15 protein-coding genes are annotated in these 21298 nt (G+C 70.7%); 6 read left to right on the top strand and 9 right to left on the bottom strand.

The window, feature by feature from the left end; translation table 11 throughout:
* Positions 1 to 118: 118 nt before the first annotated feature.
* Both AB8A24_RS12740 and glgB read left to right on the top strand, forming a co-directional pair.
* Positions 119 to 1564, top strand: a complete 1446-nt coding sequence (locus AB8A24_RS12740) for a phosphotransferase (protein WP_266379739.1) — start codon at positions 119 to 121, stop codon at positions 1562 to 1564.
* Entirely contained in the window at positions 1561 to 3855 is a 2295-nt protein-coding gene (gene glgB / locus AB8A24_RS12735) for a 1,4-alpha-glucan branching enzyme (protein ID WP_369475601.1), read from the top strand. Before AB8A24_RS12740 ends, glgB begins: the two co-directional genes overlap by 4 nt.
* Positions 3856 to 3878: 23 nt before the next feature.
* Here glgB and AB8A24_RS12730 read toward each other — a convergent pair whose 3' ends face one another.
* Positions 3879 to 4241 carry a thioredoxin family protein gene (locus AB8A24_RS12730; RefSeq protein ID WP_369475599.1) on the bottom strand — a complete coding sequence of 121 codons (363 nt, stop codon included), beginning with the start codon at positions 4239 to 4241 and terminating at the stop codon, positions 3879 to 3881.
* 4 nt (positions 4242 to 4245) lie between these two features.
* Entirely contained in the window at positions 4246 to 4638 is a 393-nt protein-coding gene (locus tag AB8A24_RS12725; RefSeq protein WP_266482516.1) for a MerR family transcriptional regulator, read from the bottom strand.
* A gap of 331 nt (positions 4639 to 4969) precedes the next feature.
* Between AB8A24_RS12725 and AB8A24_RS12720 the strand changes: the two genes are divergently transcribed.
* Positions 4970 to 5662: a helix-turn-helix domain-containing protein gene (locus AB8A24_RS12720; RefSeq protein WP_266379747.1), complete on the top strand. Its 693-nt coding sequence runs from the start codon at positions 4970 to 4972 to the stop codon at positions 5660 to 5662.
* 74 nt (positions 5663 to 5736) lie between these two features.
* Here AB8A24_RS12720 and AB8A24_RS12715 read toward each other — a convergent pair whose 3' ends face one another.
* Positions 5737 to 6762 carry an ATP-dependent 6-phosphofructokinase gene (locus AB8A24_RS12715; RefSeq protein WP_266379750.1) on the bottom strand — a complete coding sequence of 342 codons (1026 nt, stop codon included), beginning with the start codon at positions 6760 to 6762 and terminating at the stop codon, positions 5737 to 5739.
* 224 nt (positions 6763 to 6986) lie between these two features.
* Between AB8A24_RS12715 and pta the strand changes: the two genes are divergently transcribed.
* The 3 genes from pta (at position 6987) to pyk (ending at position 11843) form a co-directional block, all read left to right on the top strand.
* Positions 6987 to 9083, top strand: a complete 2097-nt coding sequence (pta, locus tag AB8A24_RS12710; protein ID WP_328961602.1) for a phosphate acetyltransferase — start codon at positions 6987 to 6989, stop codon at positions 9081 to 9083.
* A 56-nt stretch (positions 9084 to 9139) separates the two neighbouring features.
* Positions 9140 to 10354, top strand: a complete 1215-nt coding sequence (locus AB8A24_RS12705; RefSeq protein WP_328961603.1) for an acetate kinase — start codon at positions 9140 to 9142, stop codon at positions 10352 to 10354.
* Between the two features lie 61 nt (positions 10355 to 10415).
* Complete coding sequence (pyk, locus tag AB8A24_RS12700) at positions 10416 to 11843, top strand: pyruvate kinase (protein ID WP_328961604.1); 1428 nt, start codon at positions 10416 to 10418, stop codon at positions 11841 to 11843.
* Between the two features lie 104 nt (positions 11844 to 11947).
* On the opposite strand, the gene AB8A24_RS12695 is transcribed toward pyk, so the two are convergent.
* The 6 genes from AB8A24_RS12695 to AB8A24_RS12670 all read right to left on the bottom strand — a co-directional run bounded on the left by AB8A24_RS12695 (position 11948) and on the right by AB8A24_RS12670 (position 20888).
* Positions 11948 to 12604: a hypothetical protein gene (locus AB8A24_RS12695; RefSeq protein WP_328961605.1), complete on the bottom strand. Its 657-nt coding sequence runs from the start codon at positions 12602 to 12604 to the stop codon at positions 11948 to 11950.
* 5 nt (positions 12605 to 12609) lie between these two features.
* Complete coding sequence (locus AB8A24_RS12690) at positions 12610 to 17067, bottom strand: polymorphic toxin-type HINT domain-containing protein (RefSeq protein ID WP_369475595.1); 4458 nt, start codon at positions 17065 to 17067, stop codon at positions 12610 to 12612.
* A 20-nt stretch (positions 17068 to 17087) separates the two neighbouring features.
* Positions 17088 to 17969 carry a VCBS repeat-containing protein gene (locus tag AB8A24_RS12685; protein ID WP_328961607.1) on the bottom strand — a complete coding sequence of 294 codons (882 nt, stop codon included), beginning with the start codon at positions 17967 to 17969 and terminating at the stop codon, positions 17088 to 17090.
* Between the two features lie 241 nt (positions 17970 to 18210).
* Positions 18211 to 19539 (bottom strand): hypothetical protein, encoded by a 1329-nt coding sequence (locus AB8A24_RS12680; protein WP_369475593.1) that lies wholly within the window; start codon positions 19537 to 19539, stop codon positions 18211 to 18213.
* A complete protein-coding gene (locus tag AB8A24_RS12675; protein ID WP_369475591.1) occupies positions 19529 to 20131 on the bottom strand; it encodes a DUF6114 domain-containing protein in 603 nt (200 codons plus the stop codon). Before AB8A24_RS12675 ends, AB8A24_RS12680 begins: the two co-directional genes overlap by 11 nt.
* A 109-nt stretch (positions 20132 to 20240) precedes the next feature.
* A complete protein-coding gene (locus AB8A24_RS12670; RefSeq protein WP_369475589.1) occupies positions 20241 to 20888 on the bottom strand; it encodes a DUF6230 family protein in 648 nt (215 codons plus the stop codon).
* Positions 20889 to 21298 lie beyond the last annotated feature (410 nt).

Genomic DNA, 21298 nt, shown 5'->3' with positions numbered 1-21298 from the left:
TCGCCCGCCCCTGTACGGACCATCCTGACCCGACACTCGCACATGCCGGAGAAGCAACTGCCGCGCATCCGGGACACTCTGCGCATTCTGTGACGGCCCGGGGAAAGGACGCGACGCCATGTCGGAGGCTGCATCCGCCCGGAGCCGGCTGACGGCCGACCGGGCCGCCGGGATCGCTCCACTGGAGCCGATGCTGAGGGCCTGGCTGCCCGCACAGCGCTGGTTCGCGGGCAAGGGCCGCGCCATCAGCAGGCTCAGGACCGTCTCGGCGGCCGAGCTGCTGCCGCCGGGATCCACCCCCGGACTGCTCCACCTGCTCCTCGACGTCGACGGGGACTGCTACCAACTGCTGCTGGGCATCCGCCCGTCCCTGCCACCCGCCCTCGCACCCACCCTGATCGGCCATGCCGAGGACGGGCCGTACGCGGGCCGGGCGGTCTACGAGGCGCTGGGCGATCCCCGGCTCGCGGCCATGCTGCTCGAACGGCTGCGCTCCCCCGGGGCGCTCGGCCCGCTGCGCTTCGACCGGGACCCGGCCACGCCGATCCCGGCGGGGCTCACCCCCCGGCCGATCTCCGGGGAGCAGACGAACTCCTCCCTCATCTACGGAGATTCGTTCATCCTGAAGGTCTTCCGCCGGGTCGGCCCCGGCGTCAACCCGGACCTGGAACTGCCCAGGGCGCTGGCCGCCGCCGGCTGCACCCGGGTTCCGGCCCCCGTCGCCTGGTACGAGGCCGAGCCGCCCGGCAGCGAACCGCTGACCCTGGGCGTGCTCCAGCCGTACCTGCGCGGCTCAGACGACGGCTGGCAGCTCGCGCTGCGCCGGCTCGGCGCCGGGGCCGACTTCACCGCCGAGGCCCACGCGCTCGGCCGGGCCACCGCCGAGGTGCACAGCGCGCTGGCCTCGGCGCTGCCCACGGTCGCGCTCGGCCCGGAGCAGACCGCCCGGCTCGCGGCGGGGATGACGGCCCGGCTGGCCGCCACCGCCCGCGAGGTGGCGGCGCTGCGGCCCTACGAGGCGGGGCTGCGGGGCGCCTTCGACGCGCTGGCCGCCTCCCGGGGGGCGGGGGTGCCCGCCCAGCGGATCCATGGGGACCTCCATCTGGGTCAGACCCTGCGCACCCTCGACGGCAGCTGGTCGTTGATCGATTTCGAGGGCGAGCCGGCCCGGCCGTTGGCCGACCGGCGCCGTCCCGAACCGGCGGTGCGCGACATCGCCGGGATACTGCGCTCCTTCGACTACGCGGCCCGTTCGCACCGGCCGTTCGCCCCCGCCTGGGCGGACGACTGCCGGGCCGCCTTCTGCGAGGGCTACGCCCGCACCACCGGCCGGGACCCCCGCGAGGATCCCGTGCTGCTGCGGGCGTACGAGACCGACAAGGCGGTGTACGAGGCCCGTTACGAGTCCCGGCACCGCCCCGACTGGCTGCACGTCCCGATGGCCGCGATCCGGCGGCTGTCGGAGCCCGTACGGCCCGCCCACCGCGTGCCGCCGACCCCGTCCGCCCCCGGATCCATCTCCCCGCACCCCCACCCGAAGCCCCCGAGGAGGCCGCTCGCGTGAGCGCCGCACGACAGCCGTCACCGACCGTCCGCGACGAAGCCGCAACCGCCCCGGCGCCGGTGAAGAAGGCCCGCGCTCCCCGGGCCCGCCGCGCCACCCCGCCGCGCGGTGTCCGGCCGGCGCCCGCACTCGGGGCCGACGAACGGGCCCGGCTGCTGGAGGGCCGCCACCACGATCCGCACGCGGTGCTGGGGGCCCGTGCCCAGCGGGGCGGGGTGGCCTTCCGGGTGCTGCGCCCGTACGCCACGGCGGTCACGGTCGTCGCCAAGGGGCTGCGGGCCGAGCTCCTCGACGACGGGGACGGCCTGTTCTCGGGGCTGCTGCCGCTGGCCGAGGTGCCGGAGTACCGGCTGCTGGTCACCTACGACAGCGACGAGATCGAGATCCACGACCCGTACCGGTTCCTGCCGGCCCTCGGCGAGCTGGACCTGCACCTGATCGGCGAGGGCCGCCACGAGGAGCTGTGGACGGCGCTGGGCGCCCAGCCGATGGAGCACCAGGGCGTGGCCGGGACCCGGTTCACGGTGTGGGCGCCGAACGCCCAGGGGGTCCGGGTCACCGGGGACTTCTCGTACTGGGACTCCGTCGCCTACCCGATGCGGTCGCTCGGCTCCACGGGCGTGTGGGAGCTGTTCCTGCCCGGGGTGGGCGCCGGCACGCTCTACAAGTACGACATCACCCGCCCGGACGGCAGCCACACCCTGCGCGCCGACCCGATGGCCCGCTCCGCGGAGGTCCCGCCGGCGAACGCCTCGGTGGTCACCGCCTCGCGGTACGAGTGGCAGGACGCGGCGTGGATGGCCGAGCGCGGCACCCGGCCCCCGCACCAGGCCCCCTTCTCGGTGTACGAGCTGCACCTGGCGTCCTGGCGGCCCGGGCTCTCCTACCGGCAGCTCGCCGAGCAGCTCCCCGCGTACGTCAAGGAGCTGGGCTTCACGCACGTGGAGCTGATGCCGGTCGCCGAGCACCCGTTCGGCGGTTCGTGGGGCTACCAGGTCACCGGTTTCTACGCGCCGACCTCGCGGATGGGCACCCCGGACGACTTCCGTTTCCTCGTGGACTCGCTGCACCGGGCCGGGATCGGGGTGATCGTCGACTGGGTGCCCGCGCACTTCCCGCGCGACGACTGGGCCCTCGCCGAGTTCGACGGGCGGTCGCTGTACGAGCACCAGGACCCGCGGCGGGCCGCGCACCCGGACTGGGGGACGCTGGAGTTCGACTACGGCCGCAAGGAGGTCCGCAACTTCCTCGTCGCCAACGCCGTGTACTGGTGCGAGGAGTTCCACGTGGACGGCCTGCGCGTGGACGCGGTGGCCTCGATGCTCTACCTCGACTACTCGCGCAAGGAGGGCGAGTGGTCGCCCAACGAGCACGGCGGGCGGGAGAACCTGGACGCGGTGGCCTTCCTCCAGGAGATGAACGCGACCGTGTACCGGCGCTGCCCGGGGGTGGTGACCATCGCGGAGGAGTCCACGGCGTGGACGGGCGTGACCCGGCCGACGGACTCGGGCGGGCTCGGCTTCGGCCTGAAGTGGAACATGGGCTGGATGCACGACACCCTGCGCTACATGTCGAAGGAGCCGGTGCACCGCAAGTACCACCACCACGACATGACCTTCGGGATGATCTACGCCTTCAGCGAGAACTACGTGCTGCCGATCTCGCACGACGAGGTGGTGCACGGCAAGGGTTCGCTGGTGTCGCGGATGCCCGGGGAGGACTGGTGGCAGCGGCGGGCCGCGCACCGGGCGTACCTCGGCTTCATGTGGGCCCACCCGGGCAAGCAACTGCTCTTCATGGGGCAGGAGTTCGCCCAGGGGTCGGAGTGGTCGGAGGTGTACGGGCCGGACTGGTGGCTGCTGGACTCCTCCTACGCGGCGGCCGGTGACCACCGCGGTGTACGGGATCTCGTGCGCGACCTGAACCGCACGTACACGGCGGCGCCCGCCCTGTGGGAGCGGGACACGGTGCCGGAGGGCTTCGCCTGGGTGGAGGCGGACGCCGCGGACGACAACGTCTTCGCGTTCCTGCGGTACGCGCAGGACGGCTCGCAGCTCCTGGCGGTGTCGAACTTCTCGCCCGTGGTCCGGCACGGCTACCGGATCGGGGTGCCCGAGGAGGTACCGCTGTGGCGGGAGGTGCTCAACACCGACCTGGAGGTCTACGGCGGCAGCGGCATCCACCACACCCAGCCGCTGCGGCCGGAGCCGGTGCCGGCGCAGGGCCGCCCGGCGAGCCTGCGGATGACCCTCCCGCCGCTGGCGACGGTCTGGTTCCGGCCGCAGGGCTGACGCCGGGGGCCGAGCGACGGGGCTCAGGCCGTGGCGAGGTGCGACTCCAGTTCCTGGAGCAGCTTGCGCTTGGCCCGGGCCCCGACCATCTGCCGGACGGGCTCGCCGTCACGGAAGACGAGCAGGGTCGGCATGGACAGCACCCCGTACCGGGTGACGGCCCCGGGGTTGCCGTCCGCGTCGATCTGCACGACCTTGAGCCGGTCGGCCTCCTCGGCGGCGATCGAGGAGAGTACGGGGGCGAGCCGGCGGCAGGGGCCGCACCAGTCCGCCGTGAACTCCACGAGGACGGGCCGTCCCCGCTCCCCGAGCACCTCGGCCTCGAAATCGGCGTCGGTCACCTGTGCCACACCATGAGCCTTCATGTCGCCGTCCCTCTCGTCCATCCGGTCATCCGGTCATCTCGCACTTCGGCACGGCCGCTTCGCCGGCCGCCAGTTCCGCGTCGGCCAGCTGGCGCCCGAGCTGGTCGCGCACGTCGGCCAGCCGGCCGATCAGGCCGTCCAGCTCGGCGAGCTTGCGCCGGTAGACGGCGAGCGAGGCGGGGCAGGAGTCCCCGGCCGGGTGGCCGGCCCGCAGGCAGTCCACGAAGGGCCGGGTCTCCTCCAGCTCGAAGCCGAAGTCCTGGAGCATGCGGATCTGACGCAGCAGCCGCAGGTCGTCCTCGTCGTAGGTCCGGTGGCCGTTGCCGTCCCGCCGTGCGGGGAGCAGCCCGCGCGACTCGTAGTACCTGAGCGTCCGGGTGCTGGTCCCGGCCCGCTCCGCCAGTTCGCCGATGCGCATGGGGCGACCGTATTCCTTGACGCCGACGTCAAGGCAAGGGAGGAAAAGGGGAGGGAGAGCGGGGCAGGGCCCTCGCCACCCCCGTGCGCGAGGGCCCCGGAAAGGATCACGCAGAAAATGGCCTTCCGGTTCACATTGTGCGGGGACTGTGAGGGGTATTGCGTCGGCGGGCATTGGCTGGAACCGTATGCAGGGAAAGGATCTTCGGGCTCACCGATTACCGGACAGTCGCGCGGAAACCCGACGAAAGGCCTTAACTTCATAGGACGTTCCTACGAGGTATGGGCTTGTTTGTTTGGTCTGTAGGCGCCGCAGCCTGGCCACTTCTACGGTGTGCGGTGTGCACTCCAGCCCACCTTTCAATGCCCCCGCCGCGCGTCGCCTGCGCGCGGCCCTGGGCATGGCTCCCGGACATGTCGCCTACGGCCTGCGTGCCCAGTACGGACTCGTCGTCGCGCCCGAGACCGTGATGGCCTGGGAGCGTGGCGAGATATCACCTTCCTCCGCCGAGCTCACGGCGCTCGCGGGCGTTCTGTGGTGTTCGCCCGGCGAACTGCTCGCCGAGCCGGTCACCCTGCGGGAGCACCGGGTCGCCCGGGGGCTCGGGGCGGACGACCTGGCCCGGCGGATCGGGCTGGAGACGAGTTCGTACCAGAAGATGGAGGACACCGGGCGCTGGCGCGGCAACGAACGGCAGTCCGCCGCCCTGGCCACGGTGCTGGGTCTGACACTGGCCCAGTTCGTGACGGCGACCGGCAAGCACGAGGAGCTCGCCGAGCTGCTGCGCAGTGCGGTGACCACGCGCTGGCAGGCGTACGTGAAGCCGCTGGGCAAGCTGCTGCCGATCCCCAAGCACCATCTGGAGTCGGTGCTGGAGCGGCTGCACGGCGACTACCAGTCGCGCATGGTGGCGACGCTCAGCTGGGGCGGCGGCCAGGGCGAGGCCGGCAGCGGGGACGCGGGCCGGGAATTCCTCGCCGAGATCGTGGACCGGTTCTGGGACCTCGCGGGCGGTGCGGCGTAGGACGACGGCGTCGGGCGCAGACCCACCGGCCGGGCAGGGCGGGCCGCAGGCCCCACCTCCCACCCGGGCCGGGGTCAGAAGACCGATTCGGCCTCGTACATGCGGTTCTCGGGAACGGTCTTCAGCTCGGTGACCGCGTGGGCGAGCGGGGCCATCACGATGTCGGTGCCGCGCAGGGCGGTCATGTTGCCGTATTCGCCGCGGTGCACCGCCTCCACGGCGTGCCAGCCGAAGCGGGTCGCGAGGACGCGGTCGTAGGCGGTGGGGGTGCCGCCGCGCTGGACGTGGCCGAGGATGACCGGACGGGCCTCCTTGCCCAGGCGGTGCTCCAGCTCGATGGCGAGGCGGTTGCCGATACCGGCGAAGCGCTCGTGGCCGTAGGCGTCGATCGCGCCCTTCTCGTACGGCATGGAGCCCTCGGCCGGGTGCGCGCCCTCGGCGACGCAGATCACGGCGAACTTCTTACCGCGGGCGAAGCGTTCCTCCACCATCTTCACCAGGGCCTCCACCTCGAAGGGGCGTTCCGGCAGGCAGATCCCGTGCGCGCCGCCGGCCATGCCGGACTCCAGGGCGATCCAGCCCGCGTGCCGGCCCATGACCTCGACGACCATCACGCGCTGGTGCGATTCGGCGGTGGTCTTGAGGCGGTCGATCGCCTCGGTGGCGACCATGACGGCGGTGTCGAAGCCGAACGTGCGGTCGGTGGAGGAGATGTCGTTGTCGATGGTCTTCGGTACGCCGACGACCGGCATCCCGGCGTCCGACAGCATCCGCGAGGCGGTGAGGGTGCCCTCGCCGCCGATCGGGATGAGGGCGTCGATGCCGTAGCGCGTCGCCAGCTCCTGGGCGTTCTCGGCGGCTTCGTGGAGACGGGCGCGTTCCATGCGCGCCGAACCGAGGATCGTGCCGCCGCGGGCGAGGATGCCACTGACTTCATTGATGTCGAGGGGGCGGAAGTGGCCGTCGAGGAGGCCCTTGAAGCCGTCCTCGAAGCCGATGACCTCATCTCCGTGCCCGACCACGGCACGGTGTACGACCGACCGGATGACAGCGTTGAGGCCCGGACAGTCGCCGCCTGCGGTGAGAACTCCGATACGCATCGTGCTGTGTCTCCTGCCGTACAAATGAAGGGCGTAATGGTGAAGCCTGTCCGATTGTTCCACGGGCCCGGGGGGCCGCACGTTTTCGGCGGCCGGGACCCGGAGGCCTTTCGGCCCTCCCGGCCAGGCCTTTTCCCGGGGGGCGTCCTAACCATTGACAGAGGTATTGTCAAGAGGTCGAGCCAGACCAAAATGACATTCACAGCATGGGACGGAGAGCGGGCGTGACGCGCAGCGTGTACGTGACCGGTATCGAGCGGGGGGACGGCCGGCAGGTCGTCGAGCTGGGCATCATGGAGCTGCTGACCCGGCAGACGGGCCGGGTCGGCGTCTACCGTCCGCTGCTGCACGACGCACCGGACCAGCTCTTCGACCTCCTCAAGGCCCGCTACCGGATCGATCAGGACGCCGCGGCGGCCTACGGCATGTCCTACGAGGAGGCCTCGGCGATCCTGGCCGAGAAGGGCACCGACGAGCTGGTCTCGCGGCTGGTCGACAGCTACCACCGGGTGGCCCGCGACTACGAGGTCATGCTCGTCCTCGGCACCGACTACGCGGAGACCAACCTCCCCGACGAGCTGGCGCTCAACGCCCGCCTCGCCAACGAGCTGGGCGCGGTCGTCGTCCCCGTGGTGGGCGGCACCAAGCACCAGGCCGAGGCCGTGCGCGCCGAGGCCCGCAACGCCTACCGCGCCTACGAGACCCTGGGCTGCCACGTCGTCGCGATGGTCGTGAACCGGGTGGCCGCCGAGGACCGCGACGTCATAGCCGAGCGGCTGGCCGCCCGGCTGCCCGTGCCCTGCTACGTGCTGCCGGACGACAAGTCGCTCTCCGCCCCGACCGTCGCCCAGATCACCCGGGCGCTCGGCGGCGAGGTCCTCCTCGGCGACGAGGCCGGGCTGGCCCGCGACGCCCTGGACTTCGTCTTCGGCGGCGCCATGCTGCCGAACTTCCTGAACGCCCTGACCCCCGGCTGCCTGGTCGTCACCCCGGGGGACCGCTCCGACCTGGTCATCGGCGCGCTGGCCGCGCACACCTCCGGCACCCCGCCGATCGCCGGTGTGCTGCTGACCCTGAACGAGCGCCCGAGCCAGGACATCCTGACGCTGGCCTCGAAACTGGCGCCGGGCACGCCGGTGGTGTCGGTGGCCGGCAACAGCTTCCCGACCGCCACCGAACTCTTCTCGCTGCAGAGCCGGTTGAACTCCGCGACCCCGCGCAAGCTGGAGACCGCGCTCGGTCTGTTCGAGCGGCACGTGGACACCGGCGAGCTGCGCGACCTGCTGTCGGTGGCCCGCTCGGAGCGCGTCACCCCCATGATGTTCGAGCACGAGCTGCTGGAGCGGGCCCGCTCGGACCGCCGCCGCGTCGTCCTGCCCGAGGGCACCGAGGAGCGGGTGCTGCGCGCCGCGGACGTGGTGCTGCGCCGGAGGGTCTGCGACCTGACCCTGCTGGGCGACGAGCAGGCGATCCTGAAGAAGGCCGCCGACCTCGGCGTCGACATCTCGGGCGCGCAGCTGATCGACCCGGCGACCTCCCCGCTGCGGGAAGGTTTCTCCGAGTACTACGCCCAGGTCCGCGCCCACAAGGGGATGACCGTCGAGCTGGCGGGCGACGTGGTCACGGACGTCAACTACTTCGGCACCCTGATGGTCCAGCGGGGCCTGGCCGACGGCATGGTCTCGGGGGCCGTGCACTCCACCGCGGCGACCATCCGCCCGGCCTTCGAGATCATCAAGACGAAGCCGGAGGCGTCCATCGTCTCCTCGGTCTTCTTCATGTGCCTGGCCGACCGGGTCCTCGTCTACGGCGACTGCGCGGTCAACCCGGACCCGAACGCCGAGCAGCTCGCCGACATCGCCGTCCAGTCGGCGACCACCGCGGCCGCCTTCGGCGTCGAGCCGCGGATCGCGATGCTCTCGTACTCGACCGGCACCTCCGGCAGCGGCGCGGACGTCGACAAGGTCCGCAAGGCCACCGAGCTGGTCCGTGCGCAGCGCCCGGACCTGCAGATCGAGGGGCCGATCCAGTACGACGCGGCCGTGGAGCCCTCGGTCGCGGCGACCAAGCTGCCCGGGTCCCAGGTGGCCGGCCGCGCGACGGTGCTGATCTTCCCCGACCTCAACACCGGCAACAACACGTACAAGGCCGTGCAGCGTTCGGCGGGCGCGGTGGCGGTCGGCCCGGTCCTGCAGGGTCTGCGCAAGCCGGTCAACGACCTCTCGCGCGGTGCGCTGGTCCAGGACATCGTCACCACCGTGGCCATCACCGCGATCCAGGCGCAGGGCTCGCCCGGGCCCGCGACCGCGCCCACCGCCTGATCCGCCCCACCCCGCCCCTCCTCCCCCACCGCCCGCGACCAGGAAAGACCCTCATCGTGACCGCATCGCGCGTACTCGTCCTCAACTCCGGCTCCTCGTCGGTCAAGTACCAGCTCCTCGACATGGCGGACCGGTCCCGGCTCGCCTCCGGCCTGGTGGAGCGCATCGGCGAGGAGACCTCCCGGCTGGTGCACGAGCCGCTCGTGGGTCCGGGCGCGGCCGGCGGCAAGCGCGAGCAGGTCGGCCCGATCGCGGACCACGGGGCCGCGCTGAAGGCCGTGGCCGCCGAGCTCGCCGCGGACGGGATGGGCCTGGACTCGCCCGAACTGGCGGCGGTGGGGCACCGGGTGGTGCACGGCGGGACGCGCTTCACCCGGCCGACCGTGATCGACGACGAGGTGCTGGCGGAGATCCGGAGCCTGATCCCGCTGGCCCCGCTGCACAACCCGGCGAACGTGACGGGCATCGAGGTGGCGCGCGCGCTGCGCGCGGATCTCCCGCAGGTCGCCGTCTTCGACACGGCCTTCCACTCGACGATGCCGGAGCACGTGGCGCGGTACGCGATCGACGCCGCGACCGCCGACGCGTACTCCATCCGGCGGTACGGCTTCCACGGCACCTCCCACGCCTACGTCTCGCGGGCGACGGCCCGGCTGCTCGGCAGGCCGGTGGAGGACGTGAACGTGATCGTGCTGCACCTGGGCAACGGCGCCTCCGCCTCGGCCGTGCGGGGCGGGGTGTGCGTGGAGACCTCCATGGGCCTGACCCCGCTGGAGGGGCTGGTCATGGGAACCCGTTCGGGCGATGTCGATCCGGCGGTCGTCTTCCACCTGGCGCGGGTGGCCGGCTTCTCGGTGGATGAGATCGATTCGCTCCTGAACAAGAAGAGCGGTCTGCTGGGCATGTGCGGCGACAACGACATGCGCGCGGTGCTGCGGCGCGCGGGCGAGGGCGACGAGGCGGCGAGCCTCGCCTTCGCCGCGTACGTCCACCGGCTGAAGAAGTACATCGGGGCCTACGCGGCGGTGCTCGGGCGGGTGGACGCGGTGACCTTCACGGCCGGTGTGGGCGAGAACGCCCACCAGGTCCGCGAGGCGGCGATCGACGGCCTGGCCGCGCTGGGCCTGGTGCTGGATCCGCGGGCCAATGCCGTGCGGTCCGCCGAGCCCCGGCTGATCTCGGCGGAGGAGGCCCGGGTGGCGGTGGCGGTGGTCCCGACGGATGAGGAACTGGAGATCGCCACCCAGGCGTACGAGCTGGTTACTCGCTAGTCACTTGGAGTTTCCGCCAGACGGAATATTCCGCTACGAAACAAACCGATAGGATCCAGTCATGCGCCGTTCCAAAATTGTCTGCACGCTGGGCCCCGCCGTCGACTCGTATGAGCAGCTGAAAGCGCTCATCGAGGCAGGTATGAACGTGGCCCGATTCAACTTCAGCCACGGGTCCCAGGCAGAACACCAGGAGCGGTACGACCGCGTCCGGCAGGTCTCCGAGGACACCGGGCGCGCCGTCGGCGTCCTCGCCGACCTCCAGGGCCCGAAGATCCGTCTGGAGACCTTCGCCGAGGGTCCCGTCGAGCTGGTGCGCGGTGACGAGTTCACCATCACCACCGAGGACGTCCCGGGTGACAAGTCCATCTGCGGCACCACCTACAAGGGGCTCCCGGGCGACGTCGCCAAGGGTGACCAGATCCTGATCAACGACGGAAACGTCGAGCTCCGGGTGACCGAGGTCGAGGGCCCCCGGGTCCGGACCATCGTCATCGAGGGCGGTGTCATCTCGGACCACAAGGGCATCAACCTGCCGGGTGCCGCCGTGAACGTCCCCGCCCTGTCGGAGAAGGACGTCGACGACCTCCGCTTCGCCCTGCGGATGGGCTGCGACATGGTCGCCCTCTCCTTCGTCCGCGACGCCAACGACGTCAAGGACGTCCACAAGGTGATGGACGAGGAGGGCCGCCGGGTCCCGGTCATCGCCAAGGTGGAGAAGCCGCAGGCGGTCGAGAACATGGCGGCCGTGGTGGACGCCTTCGACGCGGTCATGGTGGCCCGTGGTGACCTGGCCGTCGAGTATCCGCTCGAGAAGGTCCCGATGGTCCAGAAGCGGCTCATCGAGATGTGCCGCCGCAACGCCAAGCCGGTGATCGTCGCGACCCAGATGATGGAGTCGATGATCACCAACTCCCGCCCGACGCGCGCGGAGGCCTCCGACGTCGCCAACGCCATCCTCGACGGCGCGGACGCGGTCATGCTGTCGGCCGAGTCCTCGGTCGGCGCCTACCCGATCGAGACCGTAAAGACGATGTCTAAGATCGTCACGGCGGCCGAGGAGGAGCTCCTCTCCAAGGGCCTCCAGCCGCTGGTCCAGGGCAAGAAGCCCCGCACCCAGGGCGGCTCCGTCGCCCGCGCGGCGTGCGAGATCGCGGACTTCCTCGACGCCCAGTCGCTCATCGCCTTCACCCAGTCGGGCGACACCGCCCGCCGCCTGTCGCGCTACCGCGTGACCCAGCCGATCCTGGCCTTCACCACGGACGTCAACACCCGCAACCAGCTCACGCTGAGCTGGGGCGTCGATTCCTACATCGTCCCGCACGTGGACACCACGGACGCGATGGTCGACCTGGTGGACGGCGAGCTGCTCAAGCTGAACCGCTACAACCAGGGCGACACCATGGTCATCACCGCCGGCTCGCCCCCCGGTGTCCCCGGCACCACCAACATGGTCCGCGTCCACCACCTGGGCGACACCCAGGCCTGACGCCGCGGGCCCGCTCGAACTCTGCCGCACAGAGACCGAGGGCGGTGCCCCGGATCCTGAAAGGGATCCGGGGCACCGCCCTCGGTGTGTTCCGGAGGTCCGGGTCAGTCCGCCGGGTCCGGCCTGACGTCGATCCCTCCGTCCTCCACCACGCACTCGTCGTAGCCGAGCCTCTCACCGAGGTCCTGGTAACGCGCGAGGCAGGATGCGTCGACGGTGAGCTGGTACGCCTTCACGACCCTCAGGAGCATCCTGAAGCCCAGATCCGGATCGGCCTGCGTCACCGTCCTCCTCAGGGTGCGAACCACGTCGGGCACCGCGTAGTGCGCGTGCCCTTCCACTGAGCGCAGTGCGCCGGCGACCGCCTCCACCTCGGCCAGCACCTCGTCCACGAAGGACGCCGCCGGGGCGGGACCCGCCGGGGCGACCGCGAAGGACGGATCGTCCTGCCGGATCCGCTCGGCGCAGATGTCCACCACCTGCCGCAGCCACTCGCGGCCCCCCACACCGAAGAAATCGGGCCGGTAGGAGCGCTTCGAGGCCGCGCACCACAGGATGTCCACCTCCCTGGAGGAGAGGTCCGACTCCAGCACGCGCAGCGCGTCCTCCAGGAGGGTAGGGGCGTACACGCCGTCACCCCAGTCGGCGACGGCCGCCACGATCTCCGGCAGAGTCGTGCCGGAACTCCATCCGACGTCGACCATCCTGGTGAGACCGCTGAGGCCGAAGTCGATGTAGAACGGCCACCGGTCATCTCTCATCGGCATCAGTCCACCGGGTAAGCGGAGTAGACCATGTATCCCTTGTGCTTCGACCTCTTCAACACGATGGTCACCGAGTTCCCCGCGTCGCGCACGCTTCTGTCGTGCTTGTAGATCTTGCCGAGCGACCCGGGCGTGTCCAGCCTCACCGTGAACGACAAGAGGTCCGTCGGACTCTCCGAATCCACCCGAGTGTCGTTCATCCACTTCGTCAGTTGCCTCTTGTGGGCATCGGACGCGTGCCACTTCGCGAATCCTTCGTCCACGGCCCTCTGCGCGGTTTCGAAGTCCGTCCAGACGGAAGACTCGCCCCGGCTGGTGGTCGGGTGGTCCAGAAGGTCCTTCTGCGCCTTCGCGATCGCTTGGTCGGCCGTGGCGTCCACGTGATCCCTGACGGTGTGAGCGCCGCGGTCTCCTTCGTGCAGCCTGATGTTCAAGCAATTGTGGACCAGGACGTCCTGCGGTTGGGCTCCCGCCGTACGCACGAAGAAGCTGTGGAGTCCGTCCACCGTGATGTCGTGCACCCTGCGCGGGCTGGGCACCGGAAGCTCCCTCAGTGAGGTCACCGTGCGCACCGAGCCGTCCGGCGCCTTCAGCTGATCACCTGTTCGCATGCCGGAAGCCACGGTCCAGCCGCGTCCGACGACGAAGAACTTGTGCCCCGGTGTGGTGCTCACCGTGCCGGTGCCCTCCACCTCGACGCTCAGCAGACGGCCGGCATCGTGCTGGAAGGTGTCCGTCACCCGCTGCGGCCGGACTGCTCCGGTCACCGGCCCGCCCGCCATGACCAGATCGTTCTCGCGCACCCGGTCGATCGGCTTGTACGTGCCGTCCGCCATCAGCACGGGAGTCGCGGCGGGGAAACTGTTCGTCGCGCAGCGGGTGAGGGCATCGATGGACGCGTCCGCCTCGCGTTCGAGGGCGGCGATCGTGCTCGGGTCCATCTCGGCCTTCTTGGCCAACGCCCTGGCGTCCGCCAGACCCACGCCTGTCCTCATGACGGAGCGGTAGGCGAGCATCGCGTCCATCATGAGTTCGAGGCGCTTGTTCTTGATCGACATGATCGCGTCGATGTTCAGCTGGATGCAGGCCTGCGTGTCCCCCTTGGCACAGCTCACGAAATCATCCGTGACGATGTGCCAGAGGGTCTTCAGGAACATCTTGTCGAAGATCTTGGCGAGCTCCCACCTGGTGAAGTAGACGTCCTTGTAGTAGGCCTGCAGGCCCATGTTCTCGGCGTAGAGCCAGGTCACGGACCCGGCCGGGCAGTTGGCCTCGGTCACGTTCTCCGGTGCTGCGGGGTCCGTGCACAGGTAGAAGTCGACGGTGAGGTTGTAGCTCAGTTTGAACGTCACCGTGCAGCCGTCGAAGCCGATTTCCAGGACGCACTTGTTCTGGTCCACCGGCTCTCCGACCGGCTCGATCGTGTTGCGCGTGAACACGCCCTTGCGGCCCGTCACACCGCCCGAGGCGATGGTGTCGTGGTTCTTCTGGTTCTCCGCTCGGGTCGCCGCGTCCTGCGCCTCCTTCGCCGCCTCCTGGGCCCGCTTCGCGGCGGTCTCCGCCGTCGTGGCGTCGGTTTCGGCCTTGGTGGCGACCGTGTCCGCGGTCTTCGCGTCAGCCTCCGCCGCCGTGGCCGCCTTGCGGGCGGAGGCGGCGTCGCGCTCCGCGTCCGTGGCCGCGGCGTCCGCGGCGGAGGCGTGGGTGCCCGCCGTGGTGGCCGCGGTCTGCGCCGCCGCGGCGTCCGCCGTGGCCTGCCGGTTGTACTCGATGGTCTTGGCCTCGGAAGCCTTCGCGGCCTTGGCCGCCACTGCCGCCTCGTTGGCCGACTTCTGCGCGGCCTGCGCCGACTTGGTCGCCTTGGCGGCCCAGTCGGCCGCCTGCAGCGCGGCATCCGCCGCAGCCTTCGCGTCCGCGTCCGCCTGCTCGGCGAGCTTCTTCGCCTCGGCGGCCGCCTTCGCCGCCTGGTCCGCCTTGGCCTGGGCCAGGGCCGCCTGCTGTTCCGCCGCCGTCTTCGCGGCCTGACCGGTCAGCACGGCCAGACCCGCCGAGGAGTCGGTCTCCTTGTACGGAGAGCCCAGCTCGATGGCGTCGTTGGCCGGCTTGACCACCTGCATCGCCGACGCGCCGGCGGCCACGGCCGCCTGGGCCGTGGCGAAGGCGAACCCGGCCGTACGGATGGATTCGGCTCCGGCGGCCACCGCTTCACTGCGGGCCACCGAGGCATCCGTCTTGGCCTTCTCCGCCTGCTGGTGGGCCGTCTCCGCCTGCGACTTCGCGGTGATCGCGTTCCACTTGGCCGCGTCCGACGCGTCGATGGCATCGGCCGCCGCCGCGTGGGCCTTCTGCACTGCGGCTTCGGTGACCGCGACGTCCCTCTTGGCCGCGTCCGCCGCTGCCTGGGCGCGCTTGGCCGCTCCCTGGGCACGGGTCGCCGCCGCTCTCGCGTTGGTCGCGGCCTCGGTCGCCGTGTCCGCCTCGGCGCGTGCGGCCTTGGCCGCCGTGCCCGCGTTGTCGGCGGCGGTACGTGCGGCGGTGGCCGCGGTACGGGACCCTTCGGCCGCGCTCGTGCCCTCGTCGGCTGCGGCCTTGGACTCCTTGGCGTAGGCCTTGGCCTCCAGGGCGTCACGCTGCTGTTCGGCGTCGATCGCCTTGTTCCGGGCCGTCACGGCCTTCTTCTCGGCGTCGACCGCGTCCTTCATCTTGTTCTCGGCGGTGGTTCCCGCGGTCTGCGCCGCGGACAGTTGGTTCCCCGCCTCGGTCCGCTGGGTCTGGGCCCTGGCTTCGGCCGCCGCGGCCTTCGCCCGCTCCGACTCGGCGAGCTCCTTCTGCGACTTGGCGTAGTCCCGCTCGGCCTCGGCCTTCTCGCGCTTGGCCTTCGCGTCGGCCGCGGCGGTCTTGGCCTCCTTCTCCGCTGCCGCCGCCTTGACCTGCGCCGCCTTCGCCTTCGAGGCGTTCTCCGCGGCCTTCACCGCCTGCGCCGCGGCGCCCTCGGCGGAGGCCTTCGCCTGGGCGGCGGCCTCCTCGGCCGCCTTGCGACGGAACTCCGCCTTCGAGGCGTGCGCCTGTGTCATGGCCAGCGAGTTCAGCGTCTTGCTGTCGGCCGCCGAGGCGCGTGTCGCGTTCAACGCGGTCTCGGTGGCCTTGGCCGCGGCCTGGGCGGCAGCCGCAGAGGCCTTGGTCACCTGGGCCGCCTGCTGGCCGTAGAGCAGACCGCGGCCGCGGGGCAGACCCGCGTTGTCGGCGATCGCGTACGCCGCGTTCTGCGCGGTGGTCACCTTGGTGGCTTGCGCCTGGGCGTCCTGGGCCGCGCGCGAGGCCACGTAGAGCCGCCCGGTCGCGCGGGCCTGAGCCTGCTCGATCCACGTCCGGGCCTTGGTGAACTCACTCGCCGACGGCCGTCCGCTGCCGGCCGGAACCTTCAGGAAGTGTGCCTCCCAGTCGGTGAGCCGGCTGGCGATCATGGATTGGCCGAGCGCCTCGGCCATGGCCTGCGCGGCGATCTGAAGGTCCTTGGAAGCGGCCTGCTCGGCACCGAGGATGGTGTCCCGCTGGGCGTTCTGGCCCGCGATCTCGGCCTGCCACTCCTGGGAGGCGACGGCTGCCTCGGCCGTCAGGACCTTGTGCGGGTCGAGCGGGTTGCGTGTCGCGCAGGACGCGAAGCGCGCCTTGAGCTGCTCCACGTCGATCCGGAATTCCATCGAATCCGGGGCGGGGGCGCTGGTGGGGAAGCCACCGTTCTGCAGGAAGATGCGGGCGTCGTCGGCGTACATGGGGGTGGACCCCGCCATGTGCCACTCCCACTCCTTGCGGTCCTCGTAGGTCTCGTGCGTCTCCGGGTAGTACCGGGCCTTCGCGATCTTGGTGGTGGCGTCGACCGAGTCCTTGCCGGCCGGCGGGTGCTGATCGGTGTAGAACTCGCCCTGACTCGTCCAGAACTGGTCCGCGATCCAGCCCCCGTAGCCCGTCGCCATGAAGATGGTCGGGTTGTCCGGCGGCCACTGGAATCCGGTAACCGTGTAACCGGGCGGGACGTCGTACATGTACAGAGAGGCTTGCCACGCCTTGTTGCGCTCGCCCATCTCGGCGAACTTGGCGTCGGAGGCGGCGTGGTCCTTGTCGTATGCCGCGGACAGCGCGGTTCCGTCCCAGTAGTTGGGCGCCGCGGCGGCGAGCAGTTCGGGTTCGGTTCCCTTCAGTCCCGTGCGGGCGACGGCCTTCATCTCCGTGCCGCCCTTGCGCAGCACGTTGCCCAGCAGACACTGCGCCTCGCGGACCCTCTGGGCCGCGTCCAGGTCGTAGGGGGCGGGCTCCGCGGCGGCGGCCGAGCGCAGGCCGTCGGGGGGCTGCACCCCGCTGCTGGTCAGGGTGACGGCCGTGGCGGTGGCCAGGGCCGTGAGGGTCAGGAAGTTCGTCCAGTTGCCGAAACGACGGCGTCTGGGCGTGGTTGCGTTCTTGCGCATACCCGTATCAGCCGTTCTGCTCAGAAGAGGACATCGAAGGCCGCCCAACCCGAGGTGCCGATCTGCACCCGGGCGGCGAAGGGGGCGGCCGGGTTGCCGGTGCCCTTGAACAGCCACAGTGCGCCCGCGGTATCGGCGGCGATCAGGTCGGTCTTCCCGTCGCCGTCGGTGTCACCCGCGGAGGCGAGCGTCTTGTACGCCTGCCAGCCCGGGCCCACGACGTGGCGCGTGCCGACCACGGCGTCCACCGTGGCCGAGCCCGTACCGGCGTAGATGGCGAGCGTGCCGTCGGTGTACCGGGCGAGGATGTCGGCCTTGCCGTCGCCGGTGTAGTCACCGCGGCCGACGAGCGTCATACCGCCCCACCCGGTGCCGATCCGCATCCGGGCCGCGAGCGTGCCGTCGGACCGGCCCTGGTACAGCCAGAGGTTGCCGGCGGCGTCGCGACCGATCAGGTCGGGATCGGCGGAGCCGCCCATGTTCCCCACGGAGACGATCGTGTCGTAGATGTCCCAGCCGCCGCCGATGAGTTTGGTGTCGTTGCCGTGCTCCGCGGTGTAGTAGAGCATTCCGGCCGCGCGGTGGTAGAGGTCGTTGGCCCGGCCGCCCTCCGACACGTTGGACTGGACGAGTGCGGTCGCCTCGCCGAAGCCGCCGCCCAGCTCGTAGGCGGCCTTCAGGCCCCCCGTACCGTTCGCCTCGTACGCCCGGAGCTTGCCGGTGCTCGCGTTCCGCGCGAGGAGCGGGAACGTCTTCAGGGGCGGGGCCGTGGCCCCCGCGGAACCGGCGTTGGCGGTCCCGTCCGGCCAGAGCGGCGGCGCCACTCCGGACACCCCCAACGCGACGGCGGCCAGCACCAGGCCGATCGCGCAGATCACCACCCGGCGCACCGAGCGGTTCATGGTGTGCAGCATAAAAGTGCGAATCCTCAGGGAAGTCACGAGCGCAGGCATGCCAAGGGCACACCGAAGTGCTTGTGAGTCCCCCCGTGGACAGCTGCGCGCCGCGTCATGACAGCGGCACCTGAACGCTAGTCGAGGCCACAAACCCTGTGAAGATTATGTGAGTTACCTGTGAGTAACGAAAAGCGGACGGCCCGCCCCCGGGAAGGGGACGGGCCGTCGGAACGTGCGTGAGCCGGTACTACTCCGGCGGGCCGATGTAGTTCTTCAGGCCCGGAACGGTGAGCGTGCCGCCGAACTGGCCGGCCTGGACGACCTTGACGTTCGTGAAGAACGCGAACGGGACGTTCAGGGGCGGCGGGCTGTTCGGGGTGAACTCGATCGGGATCAGACCGAACAGGTTCCCCTTGAGGCTCTCGGTGTACATCGTCACCGTGCCGCCGCGGATCTTGGACGTGGAGCCCGGACGCGACTTCAGGTGGGCGACGTTCCCCGACTTGCCGACCGTCTGGTACAGGTCCTTGATGTCCAGCGAGTCCGCGGTGAACTTCAGGACCTTCTTGGTCTTGCCGCCGGCCGTCTTCACCTCGACGATGCCGTGGTAGTCCAGGCCGTAGAGGGTCAGCAGCGAGCTGTCGAGGTACCAGGGCTCGTCCGGCAGGAGCGGGACGCCCTGCTCCAACTCGGCGTCGGCCAGGGCCTTGGCGTCGTAGGTCGGGCACGGGAAAGGCTGCTTCCCGTCCGGGTCCTTCGTCTCCTCGTCCTTGGCCTTGTCCTCGTCGCCCTTGGCCTCGTCGTCCGCCTTGGACTTGTCGTCCGCGGCTTCGTCCTTGGCCTTGTCCTTGGCCTCGCCCGTCTCGTTCTTGGGGTCCTTCTCGGTCTTCTTGACCTCCTCGGACAGCTCCTTGACGTCGACACCGGCCTTCTTCGCCGCGTCGCGGATCGCGTCCGCGGCCGGGTCCGGGGTCGGCGTGGCAGCGCCCGACGGGGTGGGCGCGGGCGTCGGGGTCGCCTTCGCCGTCGCGTCCTTGAGGGGCCTGCCGAGCTCGTCGACGAGGTTCTTGAGCGCGTCGCCGACGCCCAGCGGGTCCAGCGGGTTCGTGGACTTGGTCGGCTCCGGAGCCGGCGTCGTGGCCGGGGCCGCTGCCTTCTCGTTCGTCACCGGGGGCTTGGCCGCCGACGGCGAGCTGCTCGGCTTCACCTTCGCCGCTGCCGACGGGGACGCCGACGCGGACGGAGAGGGCGTCGCGGTGGGCGACGTACTCGGCGAAGGCGTCGTGGACGGCGTCGGCGACGGGGACTTCGACTCGGTCTCCGCGGGTTCGTCGGACCGCGTCACACACGGGCCGGGCGCGAAGGGGATCTCCTTGTCGTCGGCCACCGCGAGCTTGGGCGCCATGCCCATCCCGACGAACACGGCCGTCGGCATCGCCGCGAGCGCCATCGTCTTGCCGACGGGTATCTGGATCTTGTTCAGCAGCGACTTCCTGGGCGCCGCGTGGCGCGGCCCCTTCACTACACGGGACTCTGCGGCAGGGGCCACGCCCCGCTGCGTCTCGTCACCCCGCACTGTTCCTCCCGCCATCGGCGTGGGCAGTCGTCTCGCTCGCGTATGCCGTTTCCGTACCACGGGGGCCGGGAACGCTCTGGGCACCCATGTCTGCCGTCGCCTCCGCCTTGGTCAGGCCGACCGCACCCGGCTGCTGCTCGACCGCCGGCTGCGCGTCCGTCGACTGCTCGACCTCCTCGACCGGCTGCCCCGGCGCCCAGGCCAGGGCGAGCGCGCCACCGACCATGGAGAGGCTGAAGCCGATGAAGAAGCCGCCGAGGTTGGACACCGGGATGGAGACCAGGGCGAGCAGGATCGCGGCCACGCCGGCAAAGACGCGGATGGTCGCCTGGAACCAGAGCGCCAGGCCGAGCGTGATGAGCAGTACACCGATGATCAGTGCGCCTGCGCCGCCCGTGGTGGCCATCGCAAGACTGACGTTGCCCAGCCGGAGGTCCGCGTAAGGGAAGTATGCGATCGGGAAGCCACCGAGGAGCGTGAACAACCCGGCCCAGAAGGGACGGCGGCCACGCCAGGCGTGGAAGTGGTAGTACGCCACGGTGGGCCAGGCGTCGTCTTCTGCGCGAACGTAAACCGGGGCCTGGGGGTTCATGGACAACAGCTCCCTGGAAACGGGTGGTACGTGAGAACTCTGTGGAGCCCGGACGGGCGGGGGCGACGGCTGTCACCACCCGCCCGTCCGGTCAGACACGGGGACTGAGTCAGTCCTTGATGTCCTGGTAGCAGGGCTGGTCGCCACCCATCAGGCGCAGCTTCAGGTTGGGCAGCTTGAAGGTGCCCGCCGTGGTCGCCCACGCCTTCTGCTTCACGTCCGTCAGAATCGCCCTGTCGGCGCGCTGGGAGAACGCGTAGGGGCTGGACACCGTACCGGCCTGCGGCTTGGTCTTGTGGCTCGCGTCGCCCACGGCGACACCGATGTCGAGGTTCTTGAACTCGGCGTCGGTGTCGAGCTCGGCCACATCCAGGTAGATGTTGGTCGCCACGGCCGGGGTGCCCTTGTGACCGGTCTTCAGCTGGAGCGTGATCGGCCCCAGCGGAGTCGGGGTCACCAGGGACTGGCACATGTTGGTGATCTCGGCACGGCTGAACCCGGAGATGGTGACCGGGTGGGCCTGCGCCTTGCCGTTGGGGTCGAGCTCGTGACCCTTGGCGATCCCGCCGTACTGGATGAGGTTTTCACCGTCGAGCTTGTCGGCCGAGACCTTGAAGTCCTGGCCGGAGACGCTGAACGACGCCGCGAGGGCGCCCTGCGCCAGACCCACACCGACCGCGGCCGTGGCCGCGATGCTCGGCACCATGACGAGCGCGAAGCGCTTCCATCTGGTCCCGCCACGAACCTGAGAACTCATTTCGTTCCTCCTTCTCGGACGTACATCTCCGGTCCGGGCCGTGCCCGTCCTGGGATGGGAGAAGTGCTACGTCCTCGGGAAGGAGCGCAGGCGGCCGGGCCGCGGCCGAGCCACGTCCGATACACCGGCGATCACCCCCGAGCGACAACCACTGGGCCACGCGTTCGCGCAACCTGGAGGACAGGCCCCGCCGGAGTGGCAGAGACCCCCCTGTCCCACGGCCGGTGCCACTGCCACAGGCCGACTCGGTGGGGACCCTTCACCGCGGCTCCGAGTGAGCGGCTCTGCGGGAAGGACCGAGCGTCGCCGATCGTGGTCCATTCCAGGCCGGGGCACAAGGGGGTTCGTTACTGGCGGGTAACGGCCAGATAACCTAGGTGCGACCCGCCGCCGTCGGGCAGCAACACAGG

This window comes from Streptomyces sp. BF23-19 (assembly GCF_041106355.1).
GTDB classification, from domain to species: domain Bacteria; phylum Actinomycetota; class Actinomycetes; order Streptomycetales; family Streptomycetaceae; genus Streptomyces; species Streptomyces virginiae_A.
Note: the sequence above shows the minus strand (reverse complement) of the source record. Positions and strands in the feature narration are given on the sequence as shown.

Bases quoted from the DNA above. Each gene is read 5' to 3' on its own strand.
- AB8A24_RS12740 (WP_266379739.1), top strand. From the start codon at position 119: ATGTCGGAGGCTGCATCCGCCCGGAGCCGGCTGACGGCCGACCGGGCC.
- AB8A24_RS12730 (WP_369475599.1), bottom strand. From the start codon at position 4,241: ATGGACGAGAGGGACGGCGACATGAAGGCTCATGGTGTGGCACAGGTG.
- AB8A24_RS12725 (WP_266482516.1), bottom strand. From the start codon at position 4,638: ATGCGCATCGGCGAACTGGCGGAGCGGGCCGGGACCAGCACCCGGACG.
- AB8A24_RS12715 (WP_266379750.1), bottom strand. From the start codon at position 6,762: ATGCGTATCGGAGTTCTCACCGCAGGCGGCGACTGTCCGGGCCTCAAC.
- pyk (WP_328961604.1), top strand. From the start codon at position 10,416: ATGCGCCGTTCCAAAATTGTCTGCACGCTGGGCCCCGCCGTCGACTCG.
- AB8A24_RS12695 (WP_328961605.1), bottom strand. From the start codon at position 12,604: ATGAGAGATGACCGGTGGCCGTTCTACATCGACTTCGGCCTCAGCGGT.
- AB8A24_RS12690 (WP_369475595.1), bottom strand. From the start codon at position 17,067: ATGCGCAAGAACGCAACCACGCCCAGACGCCGTCGTTTCGGCAACTGG.
- AB8A24_RS12685 (WP_328961607.1), bottom strand. From the start codon at position 17,969: ATGAACCGCTCGGTGCGCCGGGTGGTGATCTGCGCGATCGGCCTGGTG.
- AB8A24_RS12675 (WP_369475591.1), bottom strand. From the start codon at position 20,131: ATGAACCCCCAGGCCCCGGTTTACGTTCGCGCAGAAGACGACGCCTGG.
- AB8A24_RS12670 (WP_369475589.1), bottom strand. From the start codon at position 20,888: ATGAGTTCTCAGGTTCGTGGCGGGACCAGATGGAAGCGCTTCGCGCTC.